This is a genomic window from Cellulomonas sp. McL0606 (assembly GCF_058248365.1).
Genome location: NZ_CM177779.1, coordinates 1805957 through 1824164, shown reverse-complemented (window position 1 = coordinate 1824164; position 18208 = coordinate 1805957). Strand labels below are relative to the sequence as shown.

The 18208-nt window shown below is 72.6% G+C and carries 12 protein-coding genes and 4 pseudogenes; 2 read left to right on the top strand and 14 right to left on the bottom strand.

From position 1 onward, the window contains the following. Positions 1–9: 9 nt before the first annotated feature. The 12 genes and pseudogenes from AC38ZX_RS09180 to AC38ZX_RS09125 all read right to left on the bottom strand — a co-directional run bounded on the left by AC38ZX_RS09180 (position 10) and on the right by AC38ZX_RS09125 (position 13756). Complete coding sequence (locus AC38ZX_RS09180) at positions 10–1809, bottom strand: ABC transporter ATP-binding protein (protein WP_491297046.1); 1800 nt, start codon at positions 1807–1809, stop codon at positions 10–12. Beyond that, on the bottom strand, positions 1806–2552 hold the full coding sequence (locus tag AC38ZX_RS09175; RefSeq protein ID WP_491297045.1) for an ATP-binding cassette domain-containing protein: 747 nt from the start codon (positions 2550–2552) through the stop codon (positions 1806–1808). Before AC38ZX_RS09175 ends, AC38ZX_RS09180 begins: the two co-directional genes overlap by 4 nt. Before the next feature lie 5 nt (positions 2553–2557). Beyond that, positions 2558–3685, bottom strand: coding sequence for an ABC transporter transmembrane domain-containing protein (locus AC38ZX_RS09170; protein WP_491297044.1), 1128 nt, complete (start codon positions 3683–3685; stop codon positions 2558–2560). Between the two features lie 101 nt (positions 3686–3786). After that, a complete protein-coding gene (locus tag AC38ZX_RS09165) occupies positions 3787–4677 on the bottom strand; it encodes an FKBP-type peptidyl-prolyl cis-trans isomerase (RefSeq protein ID WP_426595517.1) in 891 nt (296 codons plus the stop codon). A 130-nt stretch (positions 4678–4807) separates the two neighbouring features. Further along, a complete protein-coding gene (pafA, locus tag AC38ZX_RS09160; RefSeq protein ID WP_426595516.1) occupies positions 4808–6169 on the bottom strand; it encodes a Pup--protein ligase in 1362 nt (453 codons plus the stop codon). Positions 6170–6202: 33 nt separating this feature from the next. Beyond that, the gene (prcA, locus tag AC38ZX_RS09155) at positions 6203–6898 is read right to left on the bottom strand and encodes a proteasome subunit alpha (protein WP_426595515.1); all 696 of its coding nucleotides are present in this window, start codon (positions 6896–6898) and stop codon (positions 6203–6205) included. Next, a complete protein-coding gene (gene prcB, locus AC38ZX_RS09150) occupies positions 6895–7731 on the bottom strand; it encodes a proteasome subunit beta (RefSeq protein ID WP_491297042.1) in 837 nt (278 codons plus the stop codon). Before prcB ends, prcA begins: the two co-directional genes overlap by 4 nt. Further along, positions 7728–7925: a ubiquitin-like protein Pup gene (locus AC38ZX_RS09145; RefSeq protein WP_426595513.1), complete on the bottom strand. Its 198-nt coding sequence runs from the start codon at positions 7923–7925 to the stop codon at positions 7728–7730. The genes prcB and AC38ZX_RS09145 overlap by 4 nt, the downstream gene beginning before the upstream one ends. Positions 7926–8036: 111 nt before the next feature. Beyond that, positions 8037–9644: a depupylase/deamidase Dop gene (dop, locus tag AC38ZX_RS09140; RefSeq protein ID WP_491297041.1), complete on the bottom strand. Its 1608-nt coding sequence runs from the start codon at positions 9642–9644 to the stop codon at positions 8037–8039. 55 nt (positions 9645–9699) lie between these two features. After that, positions 9700–11333 (bottom strand): annotated as a pseudogene (gene arc, locus AC38ZX_RS09135) (proteasome ATPase). Positions 11334–11558: 225 nt separating this feature from the next. Further along, a pseudogene (locus tag AC38ZX_RS09130) lies at positions 11559–12568 on the bottom strand (tRNA (adenine-N1)-methyltransferase). Positions 12569–12619: 51 nt separating this feature from the next. Next, positions 12620–13756: a site-2 protease family protein gene (locus AC38ZX_RS09125; protein WP_426595508.1), complete on the bottom strand. Its 1137-nt coding sequence runs from the start codon at positions 13754–13756 to the stop codon at positions 12620–12622. Between the two features lie 92 nt (positions 13757–13848). Here AC38ZX_RS09125 and AC38ZX_RS09120 point away from each other — a divergent pair, with 92 nt between their 5' ends. Further along, a complete protein-coding gene (locus AC38ZX_RS09120; RefSeq protein WP_491297040.1) occupies positions 13849–14769 on the top strand; it encodes a RecB family exonuclease in 921 nt (306 codons plus the stop codon). Between the two features lie 30 nt (positions 14770–14799). Here AC38ZX_RS09120 and AC38ZX_RS09115 read toward each other — a convergent pair whose 3' ends face one another. Further along, positions 14800–15474, bottom strand: a complete 675-nt coding sequence (locus AC38ZX_RS09115; protein ID WP_491297038.1) for an HAD family hydrolase — start codon at positions 15472–15474, stop codon at positions 14800–14802. A 133-nt stretch (positions 15475–15607) separates the two neighbouring features. Between AC38ZX_RS09115 and AC38ZX_RS09110 the strand changes: the two are divergent. After that, positions 15608–16419 (top strand): annotated as a pseudogene (locus tag AC38ZX_RS09110) (PAC2 family protein). A 37-nt stretch (positions 16420–16456) separates the two neighbouring features. Here the strand turns inward: AC38ZX_RS09110 and mshC are convergent. After that, positions 16457–17703: pseudogene (gene mshC / locus AC38ZX_RS09105) on the bottom strand (cysteine--1-D-myo-inosityl 2-amino-2-deoxy-alpha-D-glucopyranoside ligase). Between the last annotated feature and the right edge of the window lie 505 nt (positions 17704–18208).

Genomic DNA, 18208 nt, shown 5'->3' with positions numbered 1-18208 from the left:
CGGGCGCTCTCAGCGCGTCTGCGACACCCAGGCGGCGTGCAGCGCGGCGTAGTGCCCCTCGCGGGCGACCAGGTCGTCGTGGTGCCCCACCTCGACCACGCGGCCGGCGTCGACCACGACGACCGCGTCGGCGGCCTCCGCGGTGGACAGCCGGTGCGCGATGGTGACGGTGCTGCGGCCCAGCGTGAGCGACTCCAGCGCGCGGGCGATGCGGACCTCGGTGGCGGGGTCGACCGCAGACGTGGCCTCGTCGAGGAGCAGCAGGTCGGCGTCCGCCAGGTAGGCACGGGCCAGGGCGACCAGCTGCCGCTCCCCCGCCGACAACGACTCCCCGCGCTGCCCCACCGGCGTCCCGAGGCCGGCGGCGAGCCCGTCCACCCAGTCCGCCAGCCCGAGCGCGTCGACGGCGTCCCGGACCCGCACGTCGTCGGCGGCCGCGGTCGCCGCGTCGTCGTCGGAGCGCAGGCCGTAGGCGATGTTCTGGGCCAGGGTCCCGTCGAAGAGGAACCCCTCCTGCGGCACCAGGACGATCCGGCGGCGCAGGTCGTCGACGGAGATGTCCCGCAGGTCCACACCGTCGAGCAGCACGGCACCGTCCGTGGGGTCCATGAACCGGGCGACGAGCTTGGCGATCGTGGTCTTGCCCGACCCGGTCGCACCGACCACGGCGACCGACGATCCCGCCGGCACCTGCACGTCGATGTCGCGCAGCACGGGCGGACCGTCCGGGTAGTGGTAGGCCACGTCGCGCAGCTCGAGCGTCGCCGGACCGCGCGGGCTGGGCACCCCGTCACTGCCCGCGTCGACGACCTCGACCGGGGTCTCGAGCACGCCGAGCACCCTGCGCCAGCCCGCGACGGCGTTCTGCAGCTCGTTGAGCACCTCGGTGGCCATCTGGACGGGACCGGTGAACAGCTGGACCAGGAACAGGAAGGCCAGCAGCTTGCCCACCGACATCTCCCCGGCGATGCCGAGGTACGTCCCCGCGACGACCACGACCGCCAGCACGAGGTTCGCCACCAGGACGCCGCTGGAGAACACGACGGCCACGAGGTTCTGCGCCCGGACCATCGCCGAGCGGGTGCCGGCGATCGCGGCATCCATCCGACCCTGCGTGCGCTCGCCCACGCCGTACGCGCGGATCGTCTCGGCGCCCACGACGGCCTCGGAGATCGCGCCGAGCATCCCCCCGACGCGCTCCCGCACGGCCGTGTAGCGGCTGTTGACGCGCTTCTGCAGCGGGCGGAGCACCAGGAACAGCGGGACGAAGCCCGCCCAGACCAGGAGCGTCAGCTGCCAGGAGTAGACGGCCATCAGGACGGTGGCCACGCCGATCTGCAGCACCGAGACGAGCAGCATGATCCCGCCCCACTGCACGAACAACGAGATCGTGTCGACGTCGGAGGTCACCCGCGAGACCAACGAGCCGCGGCGCTCGGTGTTCTGCGTGAGCACCGACAGGTCGTGCACGTGCCGGAACGCCTGGGTGCGCAGCGCCAGCAGGCCGCTCTCGCTGGACCGGAAGAGCCGGACGTTGACGTAGCCGGCACACACCGCACCGATGAGCAGGCCGCACGCGGCCACGCTGGTCAGCCACACCACGCGGTGCACGTCGGGTCCGCCCGGCGCGAGGATGCCGGTGTCGACGGTCTGCTGCACCGCGATCGGCACGAGGATCTTGCCGAGCGAGGCGACGACGGCCAGCAGGAACGTCACCTTCCAGCCGACGAGCAGCTGCGGGGAGACGGCGACACCGCGCCGCAGGGTCGCGACGACGCCGAGCGAGCTCGCGGGTGCCAGCGCGCTCATGCGGGGTCCTGCGCGAAGGAGTCCAGGACCTCGTCGAGCGCGAGCTCGTCGGCCGACTCGGCGGCGCGGCGGGCGGTCTCCTGCTCGTACGCGGTGGCCAGCTCCCGGTACCCGGGGTCGCGGGCCAGCAGCTCCTCGTGCGTGCCCCGGTCCACCACGCGGCCGCCGTCGACGTGCACGACCTCGTCGGCGAGCAGCACGGACGACATCCGGTACGCCACGAGCAGGACCGTGGGGCCGTTGCCCCGCAGTCCTCGCAGGATCGCCTGCTCGATCCGCGGGTCGACCGCCGAGGTCGCGTCGTCCAGGATCAGGACGGCGGGCCGCCGGACCAGCGCGCGGGCCAGCGCGAGCCGCTGCCGCTGACCGCCCGACAGGTTGGCGCCGCGCTCGCCCAGGCGCGCGTCGAGGCCGCCGGGCAGCGCTCGCACCACGTCGTCCACCCGCGCGACGTGCAGCGCCGACCACACCGCGTCGTCGTCGGGCGCGTCCGCGTCGGTGTCGTCGGCGAGGGTGACGTTGCCCCGCACCGAGTCCTCGAACACGAACGTCGACTGCGCGACGAGCGCGACGTGGCGCGCGAGGTCGGCCGGCGCCAGCTCCCGCAGGTCGACGCCGTCGACGAGCACGGCACCCCGGGTCGGGTCGCTCAGACGGCTGACGAGCGAGACGAGCGTGGTCTTGCCGGCGCCCGTCGGGCCCACCACGGCGATCGTCCGACCGGGTGCGACGTCCAGGTCCACGTCGGTCAGCAGCGCCAGCTTCGCCCCCGCCCGGCAGGTCGACGCTCAGGCCGACGCCGCGCAGCTCGACCCGAGCACCCCCGCCGGTCGGCGTCCAGGGCCGGTCGCCGGCCGGGAAGCTCGCTGCGCGCGTCGAGCACGCGGGCGATCCGGTCGTACCCCACCAGCGCGCGCGGAACCTCGCCGAGCACCCAGCCGAAGGCCCGCACCGGAACGGCCAGCAGCGTCAGCAGGTAGGCCGCCGCGACGACGTCACCCGTCTGGATGTGCCCCTCGCTGACCTGCACGGTGCCGACGACGAGCACGAGCAGCGTGCCGAGGCTGGGCAGGAGGTCGATGACCGGGTCGAACATCGCCCGGACCGTACCCACGTGCACGTTGGCGTCCCGCAGCTGCTTGGCCCGGCCCGCGAACCGGGCCTCCTCACGGGCCGCCGTGCCCAGCGAGGTGACCAGCACCGCGGCCTCGAAGCTCTCGTGCGCGATGTCCGCGACCTCCGCGCGCAGCTGCTGCGCCCGGATCGCCGCCGGTGACATCCGACGCTGGAACACGAGGTTGGCGACGACCGCCAGCGGCAGGACCACCAGCGCCGCGAGCGCGAGCCAGACGTCGGTCCGGAACAGGGCGACCGTTGCGACGACGAGCATGACCGCGACGCCGAGGGCGAACGGCAGCGGGTTGAAGATGCTGGTGGCCGCCTCGACGTCGGCGCTCGCGTTGGACAGCAGCTGCCCGGTGGGGTGCTGCCGGTGCCAGCTCATCGGCAGGTGCAGGTACTGGCGCGTCACCCCGGCGCGGTGGTCCTCCTGGATGAGCGCGAACCCCCGACCGGCGTAGACCCGCCGCAGCGCGACCATGACGGCCAGCGACACGGCGACGAGCGCGATCGCCGCACCCGCCCACCAGATCTCGCCGCGCGCCTCGTGCGAACCGGAGATCGCGGGCACGACGACCTGGTCCGTGATCACGCCGAGCACCCGGCTGATCCCGACCGTGAGCACCCCGAAGACCGCGGCCGTGCCCACCGCCAGGACGTAGGTGCCCGGGTGAGCGCGCATGCCGCGCCACAGCAGCTGCGTGGCGCGACGCGGCACCGATCCGGTGAGCGCCGTCGAAACGTCTCGCGTGGGCACGACAGAACCTTCCGTGGAGCGGCGAGGGGATGCCAGCAAGTTTCTCACGGTCCGGACAGGACCCGCTCGGCGCGGCGTGCGAGACGCTGCGGGAGGTCCGATCAGCTCGAGGCCGCGTCCGGGTGGCTGGTGTCGAGGATGTCGACCACGAACACCACGGTCTGGCCCTTCATCTCCTCGCTGTCCGTGACGCCCAGCGCGTAGGTGGGCGGGACCACCAGCATCACCTGGCTGCCCACCGGCTGGTCGACCAGGCCCTCCGCCCACGCCGGAACGTCCTGCAGCGAGAACGAGACCGGCAGCCCGTTGTGCGACCACGTCGAGTCGAACGCGTCACCGGTCGTCCAGGCGAAGCCCGTGTACTGCACGGTCACCACGTCGTCGGACTGGACCTGGTCGCCGGTGCCACGGATGAGCGGTTGCGCGACGAGTGCGCCGGGCGGGTCGGTCCCGGTCGGCGTCAGCTTCGGTGCCCCCGACGCGTCCAGCGACACCGCCGGGAGGTCCGAGCGCGGGGGGACCGCCTCGCCGGACGCCTTCGTGGGGAGCACGTCGACCACGGTGACGGTCGGGTAGTCCGTCGCTCCGCCGGCCCCGCTGCCCGGGCTGATCTGCAGCAGCCGGGCGCCGACCTTCTGCCCGCGCAGGGTCTGGTAGAGGTCCTTGCCGAGGTCGACCTCGCTGAGGAGCATCGCCACCGGCTTGCTGGAGTAGCTCTCCTTGACCAACGACCCGTCCGCCGCGTCCTCGAGCCAGTAGTCGATCAGGACCGACTGCCCCTCGACGAGCGCGGGGCCCGTTCCCGGCCAGATCTGCTGCGTGTGCGTCTCGGTGACCTGCAGGGGTGTGAGGTATGTGATCGTCGGCGCCCCGCCGGGCTCGCCCGTGACGTTGACCTCCGGGACGGAGGCTGCGGGCGTCGTGCACCCGGCGAGGCCGGCGAGGGCCAGCACCATCGCGGCCGCTGCCGCAAGGGCGCGCAGTCGTCGCACGTCGGTCCTCCTCGTCGTCGGGCGCCCGCAGGGGCGCGTCGCCGACCGGACGACCGGCCGACGCACCGGGACACTGTACGGTCCCGACCTGGTGCTCAGAGACGCGGCCGGGATCCGCTCGCCCGGTGCGTCACATCGACTCGATGAGCCGGTCGACCCGCTCGTCGACGCTGCGGAACGGGTCCTTGCACAGCACCGTGCGCTGGGCCTGGTCGTTGAGCTTGAGATGCACCCAGTCGACCGTGTAGTCGCGCCGGGCGTCCTGGGCGGCCCGCACGAAGTCTCCGCGCAGCTTCGCCCGGGTGGTCTGCGGTGGGACAGCGGTGGCCTCGAAGATCTCGAGGTCGGTGGTGACGCGCTCGACCATGCCCCGGGCCGCGAGCAAGTTGTAGAGGCCCTCGGTGCGGGAGATGTCGTGGTACGCCAGGTCGAGGCGCTGCACGCGGACGTCGGACAGCTCGAGGTTGTGCTTGGCCTGGTAGCGCTCGATGAGCTTGTACTTGATCACCCAGTCGAGCTCGCGGTCCACGAGGGACAGGTCGCCGGTCCGCAGCGCACGCAGGCCCCGCTCCCACAGGTCCAGCACCTGCTTGTTCTCCGGCGTCGGACCGCCCTCGGAGGCCAGGAAGTCGCTGACCCGCGTGAGGTACTCCTCCTGCAGGTCGACGGCCGTCACGGTCCGCCCGTTCGCCATGGTGATCGGGTGCATCCCCGTCATGTCGTGGCTGATCTCGCGGATCGCCCGGATCGGGTTCTCCAGGGCCATCTCCCGCATCGGGACGCCGGCCTCGATCATCCGCAGCAGCAGGTCCGTCGTGCCGACCTTGAGCATCGTCGTCGTCTCGGACATCGACGAGTCGCCGACGATCACGTGCAGGCGGCGGTAGTGCTCGGCGTCGGCGTGCGGCTCGTCGCGGGTGTTGATGATGGGCCGGGAGCGTGTCGTCGCGCTGCTCACGGCCTCCCAGATGTGGTCCGCGCGCTGCGACAGGCAGTAGACCGCGCCCCGCGGCGTCGCCAGCACCTTGCCGGCACCCGTGAGGATCTGGCGAGTGATGAGGAACGGCACCAGCACGTCGGAGAGCCGGGAGAAGTCGCCCTGCCTGCGCACCAGGTAGTTCTCGTGGCAGCCGTAGGAGTTGCCCGCCGAGTCCGTGTTGTTCTTGAACAGGTGGATCTTGCCGGGCAGCCCCTCGTGCTCGAGCCGCTGCTGGGCGTCCGCGACCAGGCCCTCGAGGATCCGCTCACCGGCCCGGTCGTGGGTGACCAGCTGCCGGACGTCGTCGCACTCGGCCGTGGCGTACTCGGGGTGCGACCCCACGTCCAGGTAGAGCCGTGAGCCGTTGCGCAGGAAGACGTTGGATGAGCGTCCCCACGCGACGACCTTGCGGAAGAGGTACCGCGCGACCTCGTCGGCCGAGAGCCCGCGCCCGTCCTGCGCGGCACACGTCACGCCGTACTCGGTCTCCAGGCCGAAGATCCGCCGGTCCATCGCCATACCTCCTTCGTGTCCTGCACCAGCCGGTCAGTCGAGCAGGTCCTCCAGCAGGGCACCCGCCAACCGACGGAACGTCCGACGCGGCCGCGTGCGGTCCAGCACCGCGACCTCGAGCTGCGACGCCGGGATGACGCGCTGCTCACCGTTGTCCTCCGCCGGTGAACCCAGCGTCCGCACCGCGAGCGCGAGCACCTCGGGCAGCGTCATGCCCGCGCGCCAGCCCTCGGTCACGATCGTGCCGAGCCGCTCGGCCTGCCCGCCCATGACGACGTAGCCGTGCTCGTCCGTGACCGAGCCGTCGTAGGCGAGCCGGTAGATCTGGTCGCCCGAGGCCTCGTGGCCGACCTCGGCCACGACGATCTCCACCTCCAGCGGCTTGGACTCGGTGGTGAACACCGTGCCGAGCGTCTGCGCGTAGGCGTTGGCGAGCCCGCGGGCCGTGACGTCGACCCGGTCGTAGGAGTAGCCCCGCAGGTCGGCGTAGCGCACGCCGGCGACGCGGAGGTTCTCGAACTCGTTGTACTTGCCGACGGCCGCGAAGCCGATGCGGTCGTAGATCTCCGAGATCTTGTGCAGCGCGCGCGACGCGTTCTCCGTGGCGAACGCGATCCCGTCGTCGTACTGCAGCACCACGACCGACCGCCCGCGCGCGATCCCCTTGCGCGCGTAGTCGGCCCGGTCCTTCATCAGCTGCTCGGGCGAGACGTAGAACGGCATGCTCATCGCTGGCCACCTCCCCGCGCGCGGTGGGCGCCTCGGCGCTGGTCCTCGACCTGCTCGACGATGCCCGCGAGCTGGTCGTCGGACGCTCGCAGGTAGCCGGCCTCCGTGACGGTCGCGACGACCGGCCAGATCCCCCGCGTGCGGTCCGGGCCGCCGGTGGCGGAGTCGTCGTCGGCGGCGTCCCAGAGCGCCTCGACCGCCACGCGGACGGCACCCTCGGCGTCCAGCCCGTGCTTCCACGTCTTCTTCAGCGAGCCGCGCGCGAAGACCGAGCCCGAACCGACGGCGTGGTGGTCGTGCTCCTCGTACTGACCGCCGGTGACGTCGTAGGAGAAGATCCGCCCGGTGCGCCTGTCCAGGTCGTAGCCGCCGAACAGCGGCACCACGGCGAGGCCCTGCATGGCGAGCCCGAGGTTGCCCCGGATCATCGTCGCCAGCCGGTTGGCCTTGCCGTCGAGCGAGAGCAGCGAGCCCTCGATCTTCTCGTAGTGCTCGAGGCTCGACTGGAACAGCCGGACCAGCTCGATGGCCAGGCCGGCGGTGCCGGCGATGCCCACCGCCGAGTACTCGTCGGCGGGGAACACCTTCTCGATGTCCCGGCTGGCGATCATCGACCCCATCGTGGCGCGCCGGTCGCCCGCCATGACGATCCCGCCGTCGAACGCGAGCGCCACGATCGTCGTGCCGTGCGGCGCCTGCAGCTCGCCCGTCGGCCGGTTGCCCGGCAGCAGGTGCGGCGCGTGGCTGGACAGGAACTCCACGAACGACGACGAGCCGGGCGTCGTGAACGCGTGCGGCAGCCGCCCGGAGGCGGACTGGTCGTACTGGCTCACTGGCCGCCCTTCTGGACGAACCCGCGCACGAACTGCTCGGCGTTGGACTCCAGCACGTCGTCGATCTCGTCGAGCAGGGCGTCGACGTCCGCGTCACGCTGCTGCGCGCTGGGCGCTGCGGGGGCGGGCGTGTCCGGCCCGTCGTCCGGCTCGTCGTCCTCGCGACGTGGGCTTACGCGTTCCTGACCAGCCATCGTGACCTCCCGGTGTGCCAGCTGACGTGCTCAGCCCACCCTAGGCCCATCCTCGGACGCGCCCGGCTCCGGTGCCCGCCGTTCGGACGCCGGCCGGGTGAACGCACGGAGTCAGGCGCCCAGGGCCTCGAGCAGGGACGCCGCGTCGGGGCTCCGGTCGAGCAGGTCCCCGACGTGGGCCGCCGTGCCGCGCAACGGATCCCGCATGGGCACCCGCTGCAAGGTCGCGGCGCCCGGCACGTCGAACACGACCGAGTCCCAGCTCGCGGCCGAGATCTCGGCGCCGTAGCGTGCCACCGCCTCGCCCCGGAAATACGCACGGGTGTCCCGGGGCGGGTGCAGCACCGCCTCGGCAACCTGCTCGGGTGTGACCAGCAGCTCGACCGCGCCCGCGGCCACCAGCCGGTGGTAGAGGCCGCGCTCGGGGCGCACGTCCGACCACTGCAGGTCCATCGCCGCGAGCCGCGGGTGGTCCCAGGCCAGGTGGTCCCGACGACGCATCCCCTCGAGCAGCCGCAGCTTGGCCAGCCACTCGACCTCGCGCGCACAGCTCGCAGGGTCGGTCGCCAGGCGGTCGAGAACGGACGCCCAACGGTCCAGCACGTCCTCGCTCTGCGGGTCGAGGTCGTCGCCGGTGCGCGAGAGCGCGCTGCGCACCGCATCGAGGTACTCACGCTGGATCTCCAGCGCCGTCAGTCGTCGACCGTCCGCCAGCTCGACGCGGGCCGTGAGCGTCAGGTCGTGGCTGATCAGGTGGACCGCCTGCACCGGGTCGCGCAGCGTGAGCCGGTCGACGACGGCCAGGGCACCACCGGCCCCCCCGTCGGCCACGGCCCGCTCGATCAACCACAGGACCAGCGACGTGGTGCCCAGGCGCAGGTACGTCGAGACCTCGAGCATGGTCGCGTCACCGATGATCACGTGCAGCCGGCGCCAGCGGTCCGGGTCGGCGTGCGGCTCGTCGCGGGTGTTGACGATGGGGCGCCGCAGGGTCGTCTCGAGGCCGATCTCGGCCTCCATGTAGTCGGCACGCTGGGACAGCTGGAATCCCGCGCCCTCGCCCCGCTGACCGATCCCGACCCGGCCGGCCCCCGTGAACACCTGCCGGGTGACGAAGAACGGGATCAGGCGGGCGGCGAGGTCGTTGAACGGCACCGCCCGGTCGACGAGGTAGTTCTCGTGCATCCCGTACGTGGCGCCCTTGCCGTCCACGTTGTTCTTGTAGAGCGCGACGTCGGGCAGGGCGAGCGTGGAGGCGAGCGCACGCACGGAGGCCAGCATCACGCGCTCGCCGGCCCGGTCCCAGCGCACGGCGTCCAGCGGGTTGGTCACCTCCGGCGAGGAGTACTCGGGGTGCGCGTGGTCGACGTACAGGCGTGCGCCGTTGGTCAGGATGACGTTGGCCGCGCCCGGGTCCTCGTACTCGTCCGTCGAGGCGCGCGGGAGCGCCTGCGGCCCGTCCCCCGACGGGGCGGGCTCGTCCGGGTCGTCGGTGAGCAGCGACGGGTGGGCCGACGCCCGCTGCAGGTGGAACCCACGGGCGTCGTGCAGCGGGTCCTCGTCGTCGTAGTCCCAGCGGGCGCGGGTCCGGGCCCCCTCGCGCGCGGCCGCGTGCACGGCGACCACGTGCGACGAGAGCAGCATCGGGTTGGCCAGCGGGCGTCCGGGCTGGAGGATCCCGTACTCGGTCTCGATCCCCATCACGCGGCGCACGGTCACGGGACCACCCTAGGGTCGTCCCGCGACCGTGTGTGCCTGCGGGCGTCCGTCTGACCTAGAGGTACTGACCCGTGCTCGTCACGTTCTCGATCGTGCGCGAGCCCTCCGCACCCTTCTTGCCCTGCACGATCGTCCGGATGAAGACGATGCGCTCGCCCTTCTTCCCGGAGATCCGCGCCCAGTCGTCGGGGTTCGTGGTGTTGGGCAGATCCTCGTTCTCGCGGAACTCGTCGACGCACGCGGTCAGCAGGTGCTCGACGCGGATGCCGCGCGTCCCGCTGGACAGGAAGTCCTTGATCGCCGACTTCTTGGCCCGGTCCACGACGTTCTGGATCATGGCACCCGAGTTGAAGTCCTTGAAGTACAGGACCTCCTTGTCGCCGCTGGCGTAGGTCACCTCGAGGAAGCGGTTCTCGTCGCTCTCGGTGTACATCCGCTCGACCACGCGGCTGATCATGGCCTCGACCGCCTCCACCGCTGACCCGCCGTGCTCGGACAGGTCGTCCGGGTGGATCGGCAGGCTGGGCACCAGGTACTTGGCGAAGATCTCGCGGGCGCCCTCGGCGTCCGGGCGCTCGATCTTGATCTTCACGTCGAGCCGGCCTGGCCGCAGGATGGCCGGGTCGATCATGTCCTCGCGGTTCGAGGCGCCGATGACGATGACGTTCTCGAGCCGCTCGACGCCGTCGATCTCGCTCAGCAGCTGCGGCACGATCGTCGTCTCGACGTCGCTGGAGACGCCCGTGCCGCGGGTGCGGAACAGCGACTCCATCTCGTCGAAGAACACGACGACCGGGTGGCCCTGGGACGCCTTCTCGCGGGCGCGGGCGAAGATCAGCCGGATGTGCCGCTCGGTCTCGCCGACGTACTTGTTGAGCAGCTCGGGGCCCTTGACGTTGAGGAAGAAGCTTTGGTGTCGGCCGTGTCCTCACCGCGTGCCGCGGCCGCCGTGGCGGCCAGAGAGTGGGCGACCGCCTTGGCGATGAGCGTCTTGCCGCATCCGGGCGGGCCGTACAGCAGGACACCCTTGGGCGGCTTGAGCCCGTGCTCGCGGAACAGCTCCGGGTGCAGGAACGGGAGCTCGACCGCGTCGCGGATCGCCTCGATCTGCGGGCCCAGCCCGCCGATGTCCTTGTAGTCGATGTCCGGCACCTCTTCGAGCACCAGGTCCTCGACCTCGGCGCGCGGGATGACCTCGAACACGAACCCGCTGCGCGAGTCGATGGTCAGGGCGTCGCCGACGCGCACGTGCGCGTCCCGGACCTGCCCGGCGAAGCGCACCACCCGCTCCTCGTCGCCGCGGCCCACCACGAGCGCGCGGTCGGTGCCCAGCAGCTCCTTGACGGTGACGAGCTCGCCGACCTCCTCGTAGCCGCCGGCCTCGACGACCGTGAGGGCCTCGTTGAGCATGACCTCCTGGCCGGGGCGCAGCGTGGTGACGTCGAGCGACGGACTGGCTCCGACGTGCATCTTGCGCCCGGCGGACATGATGTCGACGCTGCCATCGGCGCGGGACCCCAGGAACGTGGCGTACGTGCCCGGCGGCTTGGCCAGGTCGTCCACCTGGCGCTTGAGGTCGATGATCTGCTCACGTGCGGCCACGAGCGCGTCGCTGAGCCGCTCGTTCTTGGCCGCCAGGATGCTGAGCTCTCGGTGCACGTCCCGTCCAGGGGCGCCCGGATCAGTCATGTCGTCGGCCTCCGTTCCGCTTGCGCGTAGTCTCCGTCGTCAGGGCTCCGTCTCCATCGTGCACCGCGTTGTGCCTGCTGGTCCGACGACCTTAGTCACACCTGTCAACCACCGGCGGCCCGACACGACCGGCCGTGACCGGTTCGTCACGTTTCGCGGCACCGACCTTCGCCGACGTCGCCCCGCTCGAGGCGACCGGGTTCCGCGGGGCTCGAGACGAGAGGCTCAGGCCTCCGGTGCCTGGCCCACGTCGCGCCGCGCCCTGCGCAGCTTCTTGTCGCTGACCGCCCGCTCCCCCATGGCCTCGGACGACCACAGCTCGGCGTCGTCCACGGCGGGCGCACCGTCCGGCGCCACCGGGTACGCGCCCTTGGCCGGCCGACGCCGACGCTGCGGCGCGTCGACCCCGTCCGCGAGGCGACGCGTCGTGAGCAGGAAGCCCGTGTGGCCGATCATCCGGTGCTGCGGACGCACGGCGAGGCCCTCGAGGTGCCAGCCGCGGACCATCGACTCCCAGGCCTCGGGCTCGGTGTACCGGCCGTCGGTGCGGATGTCCTCGGCGAGCCGCGAGAAGCGGGTCGTGGTCGCGACGTACGAGATGAAGACGCCGCCCGGGGCCAGCGCCTCGGCGACCGCGTCCAGGTTCTCCCAGGGCGCGAGCATGTCGAGGACCACCCGGTCGACGCTGCCGGGCTCGGCGACGGTCGGCAGCACGTCCGACAGGTCGCCGACGGACAGCCCCAGGCCGGGTGCGGGCCGCCGAAGAACCCCTCGACGTTGCCGCGCGCGATCGCGGCGAAGTCCTCGCGCCGCTCGATCGAGTGCAGGGAGCCACCGTCGCCGACCGCGCGCAGCAGAGACATGGTGAGCGCACCGGAGCCGACGCCGGCCTCGATGACACGCGCCCCTGGGTAGATGTCGGCCATCGCGACGATCTGGCCCGAGTCCTTCGGGTAGACCACGGCGGCACCGCGCGGCATCGACAGGACGTAGTCGGCCAGCAGCGGTCGCTGCGCGAGGTACTCGATGCCCGACGTGTTGCGCACGACCGTGCCCTCGGGCGCGCCGAGCAACGAGTCGTGCGTGAGGTAACCGCGGTGCGTGTGGAACGAGCCGCCCTCCGCCAGCGTGATCGTGTGCAGCCGCCCGCGCGGGTCGGTGAGCTGCACGCGGTCGCCCGCTCGGAACGGGCCGCGGCGTTGCGCGGCACCGGTGGATGTCTGGTCGGGGGTCACGGTCGTCGAGTCTAGGAGCGTCTAGGAGCGTCTAGGAGCGTCTAGGAGCGTCTAGGAGCGGATGGCCGCGACGACGTCCATGGCGCGGATCAGACCGACCACCTTGCCGTCCACCAGCGCCGCGACGACGGGCGAGTTCTTCGTCGCCTCGCCGATCGCACCGACGAGCGCGGGGCCGGTCAGCGTGCCGTCGACGAAGGCGCCGACCGGCAGCGGGATCGCGACGGCCGTCACGGGCGTGGTTCCCGCCACGTCGGCGGGGACGGAGGCGGCCGCGGCGCGGTCCACATAGGCGGCGGGCCGTCCGTCGGGCGAGAGGATGACGACCTCCTCGGCACCGGCGGCGGCGGCCACCGCGCCGGCATGGGCGAGAGAGTCGGTGTGACCGACGCCCACCGCCCGTCGTCCGACGGATGCGAGGGTGACCGTCTGGACGGCCTTCTGCCGACGACCGCCCTGCACGGCCGCCGAGGCGCCGGACCACAGGAACGCGCCGATCAGCGCGGACCAGATGACGTTGGTGATGTCGGGCTGCCGCCCGTCCAGGAGCGGGACGACGAGGGCCCACGCGAGCACGCCGACCGCGACCAGCCGGCCCACCCAGCCGGCGACGACCGTCCCGGTGTGCCGGTTCTTGGTCACGCCCCAGACGACCGCCTCCAGCACCCATCCACCGTCCAGCGGCAGGCCGGGGATGAGGTTGAACAGCCCGAGGAAGCCGTTGGACACCGCCCCCGACCACAGCAGCAGCCCGCCCACGCTGTCGGTGCCCACCTGCCGTGCCAGGGCCGAGAACGCCGCCGCGAGCACCAAGTTGGAGACCGGGCCGACGATCGCCACGAGGATGCTCGTGAGCGGCGTCGGCGAGACCCCGCCGAAGCTCGTGTGGCCACCCCAGAGGGTCAGCACGAACTCGCGGGGCTGCTGGCCGCGCGCCCTCGCCATCAGGCCGTGCGCGAGCTCGTGGACGAGCACCGAGGCGAACAGGAGGACGACGAAGCCCAGGGCCACGACGTAGATCCGCGGCCCGACGTCGCCCCCGAGCCACCGGCGCACGCTCGGTGCGATGAACAGTGTCAGCACGACCGCGGCGAGCACCCAGCTCGGGGCCAGGATGATCGGGGCGCCGACGACACGGCCGATCACCCAGCCGGGCGTGCGACGTTCCGGGGGGCGGTTGGTGCTCACGTGCCCAGCGTAGGTGTGCGTCGATCCCGCCCGGTGTCGGTGGCGGCGCCTACTGTCGGACGCGTGCACATCTCCCGCCCCGCCGACGCCTCATGACCAGCGACGCGCTCGAGCTCGAGGTCGCCGACGAGGCGGCCGCGGCCATCGAGGACACGGCCGAGCAGCTGGTCACCGGTGACCGCCCGCCCTCGCGGCCCGGGCTGTCGCCGTCGCGGGCCAACGACTTCCTGCAGTGCCCGCAGCTGTTCCGGTTCCGGGTGATCGACCGGCTGCCCGAGCCGCCGAGCCCGGCCGCCGCCCGCGGCACGCTGGTGCACGCCGTCCTGGAGCACCTGTTCGACCTGCCCGCGGTCGAGCGCACGGTCGAGGCGGCCCAGGCGTTGCTGCCGGTCCAGTGGGAGACGCTCCTGGAACGCGACCCGTCGATCGGCGAGCTGTTCGCGGAGCCCGCCGACCTGGCCGAGTGGCTGACCAGCGCCGAGGCCCTGCTGGCGACCTACTTCACGCTCGAGGACCCCACGCGTCTGGAGCCTCGCGAGCGCGAAGCCGTGGTGTCCACCGAGCTGCACGAGAACGGCCCGCAGCTGCGCGGGATCATCGACCGCGTCGACGTCGCACCTAACGGCTGGGTGCGCGTGGTCGACTACAAGACCGGCCGGTCGCCGCGTGCCGGGTTCGAGAGCTCGGCGCTCTTCCAGATGCGGTTCTACGCCTACGTCATCTGGCGCACGCGCGGGGTGCTGCCCAAGCGGCTGCAGCTGGAGTACCTCGGCGACGGTGTGATCCTCACGCACGAGCCGTCCGAGTCCGAGATGGCCACGATCGAGGCGCGGGTGCGGTCGATCTGGGGCGGGATCGAGGACGCGGCGCGCACCGGTGACTGGCGGCCCCGCCCGTCCAAGCTGTGCGACTGGTGCTCGTTCAAGGCACTGTGCCCGGCGTTCGGCGGGACGCCTCCCGAGGTTCCGGCCGGGGCCGTCGAACGGTCGATCGGCATCGTTCCCGCGGCGTGAGCCGGTCGGCCGCGTTGCGACGTGAGCGCGTCAGCCGGCTTCCCGCAGGTCCAGCACGTCACCCTCCGCGACGCGCAGCAGGTCCGTCAGCAACACGTCGGCGAGCGAGGCCACCCGGCTGAGCCCGGGTCGGGGCGCGACGGCCTGATGCACCTCGACGGCGATGGTCCGCGCGCCCGAGGCGACCGCGGACGCGATGCCCGAGCGGGAGTCCTCGACCGCGATGCACGTGGTCACGTCGACGCCCAGGCGCTGCGCGGCCAGCAGGTAGGGCTCCGGGGCCGGCTTCGGGTGGCTCACCTCGTCGCCGCTCACCACCGCGTCGAACAGCCCGACGGCGGCCGCGAACGGGTCGGCGAGCACGGCGAACGACGAGGTCACCAGCGCCATCGGGATCCCCGCCGCGTGCACGGCCTCGAGCAGCTCGCGCGCTCCCGGCTGCCACGGGATCCCCGCGGCGACGCCGGCCGCGACACGCCCGTTGAGGAAGTCGACGATCTCGTCGTGCGGCAGGTCGACACCGCGTGCGGCGAGGGCCTTGGCGCTCACGAGCATCGGGTTGCCCACCATGGCGAGGCCGTCCTCGTGCGTCCAGACACCGCCGTGCGCCTCCACCAGCTCGATCTCGGCGGCGATCCAGAACGGCTCGGTGTCGATCAGGGTGCCGTCCATGTCCCAGAGGACTGCGGCGAGGTGGGCGTTCACCGAGCCATCCTACGAGCGCGCTGTGGACGGACCCGACGCGCTCGCGGGCCGCCCGTCCGGCCGCTGCGCAGCCGCGCACCCTAGGCTGGCCCGATGAGTACGCCAGCAGGGAGTCCCGGCCGACGAGACCGTCCTGCTCGCCGCCTTCGAGGGGTGGAACGACGCCGGGTCGGCGGCCACCCAGGCCCTGGAGCACCTGCATGAGGTGTGGGACGCCGAGCACGTCGACGAGCTCGACCCCGAGGAGTACCACGACTTCCAGGTCAACCGCCCGATCGTCGGGCCCGGTCCGGACGGCCGCCGGGAGATCACCTGGCCGACCACGGCGGTCGCCGTGGCGACCGCACCGATCAGCGGCCGGCGCGTGGTGCTCGTGCACGGTATCGAGCCGTCGATGCGCTGGCGGCGGTACTGCACGGAGCTGCTCGACATCGCCGCGGGTCTCGGCGTGAACACCGTCGTGACGCTCGGTGCGCTGCTCGCGGACGTCCCGCACACGCGGCCGATCCCGGTGAACGCGACGAGCGAGGACGCTTACGTCCGCGACATCTTCGGCCTCGAGCCCAACAGCTACGAGGGGCCGACCGGGATCGTCGGCGTCCTGCAGCACGAGGCCGCCGCCCGCGGGTTGCGCTCGCTGTCGCTGTGGGCCGCGGTGCCGCACTACGTCGCGCACCCACCGTCCCCCAAGGCCACGCTCGCGCTGCTGCACCGGATCGAGCAGCTGCTCGGCGAGCCCGTGCCGCTGGGTGAGCTGCCCGACGACGCCGCGGCCTGGCAGCACGGGGTCGACAGCTCGCCGCCGAGGACTCCGAGATCGGCGAGTACGTGCAGCAGCTCGAGGAGGCCAAGGACACCGCGGACCTGCCCGAGGCCAGCGGCGAGGCGATCGCCCAGGAGTTCGAGCGCTACCTGCGCCGGCGCGACAAGGGCACCGGCGGCTGACCCAGGGCGGCGTCCGGGCGGACGCCGCGACCGGGGTTCAGAGACGGATGCCCAGGAGGGCGTCGATCGTCCGGGCGACGACGCCCGGGGCACCCTCCACGGGATCGGCCGTGCCGGACAGGGACAGGGTCGCCCACGCGTCGATGGCCGCCAGCGCGTTCGGGGTGTCGAGGTCGTCGGCGACGGCCGCGCGGACAGCTGCCAGGGTCGCCTCCGGGTCCGGCCCGCCGTTGCCGGAGACCGCCGCGCGCCAGTGCTCCAGCCGCGCCCCGGCCTCGGCCAGCCCGGCATCGGTCCAGTCCCAGTCGTCGCGGTAGCGGTGCGACAGGATCGTCAACCGGATGGCCATCGGGTCGACGCCCTGCTCGCGCAGCTGCGAGACGAGCACGAGGTTTCCAGCGACTTGCTCATCTTCTGCCCGTCCAGGCCGACCATCCCGGCGTGCATGTGGACCCGCGCACCGTGCCCGGCGTCGAGCAGACGGGCGTGCGAGGTGCTCATCTCGTGGTGCGGGAACAGCAGGTCGGAGCCGCCGCCCTCGACGTCGAAGGGCAGGCCGAGGCCGTCCCGGGCGATCACGGCGCACTCGATGTGCCAGCCCGGCCGTCCGTCCCCAAGGGTTCCGCCGTCCCACGCGGGCTCGCCGGCACGGGACCGCCGCCATAGCAGCGGGTCGAGCGGCGCACGCTTGCCGGGGCGGTCCGGGTCGCCGCCGCGCTCCGCGGACAGGGTCCGCATGAGGTCGTCCTCGAGACCAGCCACGGAGCCGAAGGACGCGTCCGCGGACAGGTCGGCGTAGACGTCGCCCAGCTCGTGACCCTCGGTGGGCACCCGGTAGGCCGCGCCCGCGACGAGCAGCTTCTCGACCGCCTCGACGACGGCGGGGATCGTCTCGACGACGCCCGCATACACGTCCGGCGGGATGACGGCGAGGGCCGCCATGTCCTCGCCGTACAGGGCGGTCTGCGACTCGGCGAGGTCGCGCCAGTCGACGCCGGTGGCCGCGGCGCGTTCGAGCAGAGGGTCGTCCACGTCGGTGACGTTCGAGACGTACCGCACCGAGTGCCCGGCGTGCCGCCAGGCGCGGCCGAGCACGTCGAACGCGACGTAGGTCGCGGCGTGGCCCATGTGGGTGGCGTCGTACGGCGTGATGCCGCAGACGTAGAGCGTCGCCTCAGGACCGGCCGCAGCGACCACGAGCCGTCCGGTCGACGAGTCGAGCACCCGGACCGGATCACCGTGCCCCGGGATCGCAGGGACATGCGGCGATGGCCAGGTGAGCACGGCGGAAGCCTAACCGTCCCAGCGGCACGAAGGTTCGGGGTCCACAATGCCGAGGTGAACCACGAGGCCGCGCACCTGACGGACATGCCGCAGAACGCCGACGGCGAGCTCGTCGTCGCCCAGACGTCCAGCGGGTGGGATGCGCTCCCGCCGGGTGCGACCGCGACCGGGGCGCAGTGGGTGATCGTCGACGAACGCTCGGAGCTGCCGGAGGCGGCGCGGCGGCGCGGCATCGGCGAGCACGCGCTGGCCATGCTCGAGCACCGGGGCCCCGGGGCGCACGCACAGTCGAAGGACCACCCGTTGCGCGCCCGGCTCGACCGGTCCCCGGACGGCGAGCTGGTGCTGACCGTGCCGACGCTCTCCTACGTCGAGGCCTCCCACGACGTGCACACCGGCGCCCTGACCTGCGTCGTCGGCAAGGACGTGGTCCTGATGTGCGAGCTGGGCGACGCGCGGGTCCTCGAGCACGCGGTGGAGAAGCTGACCGGCGGTTTCCCGGTCC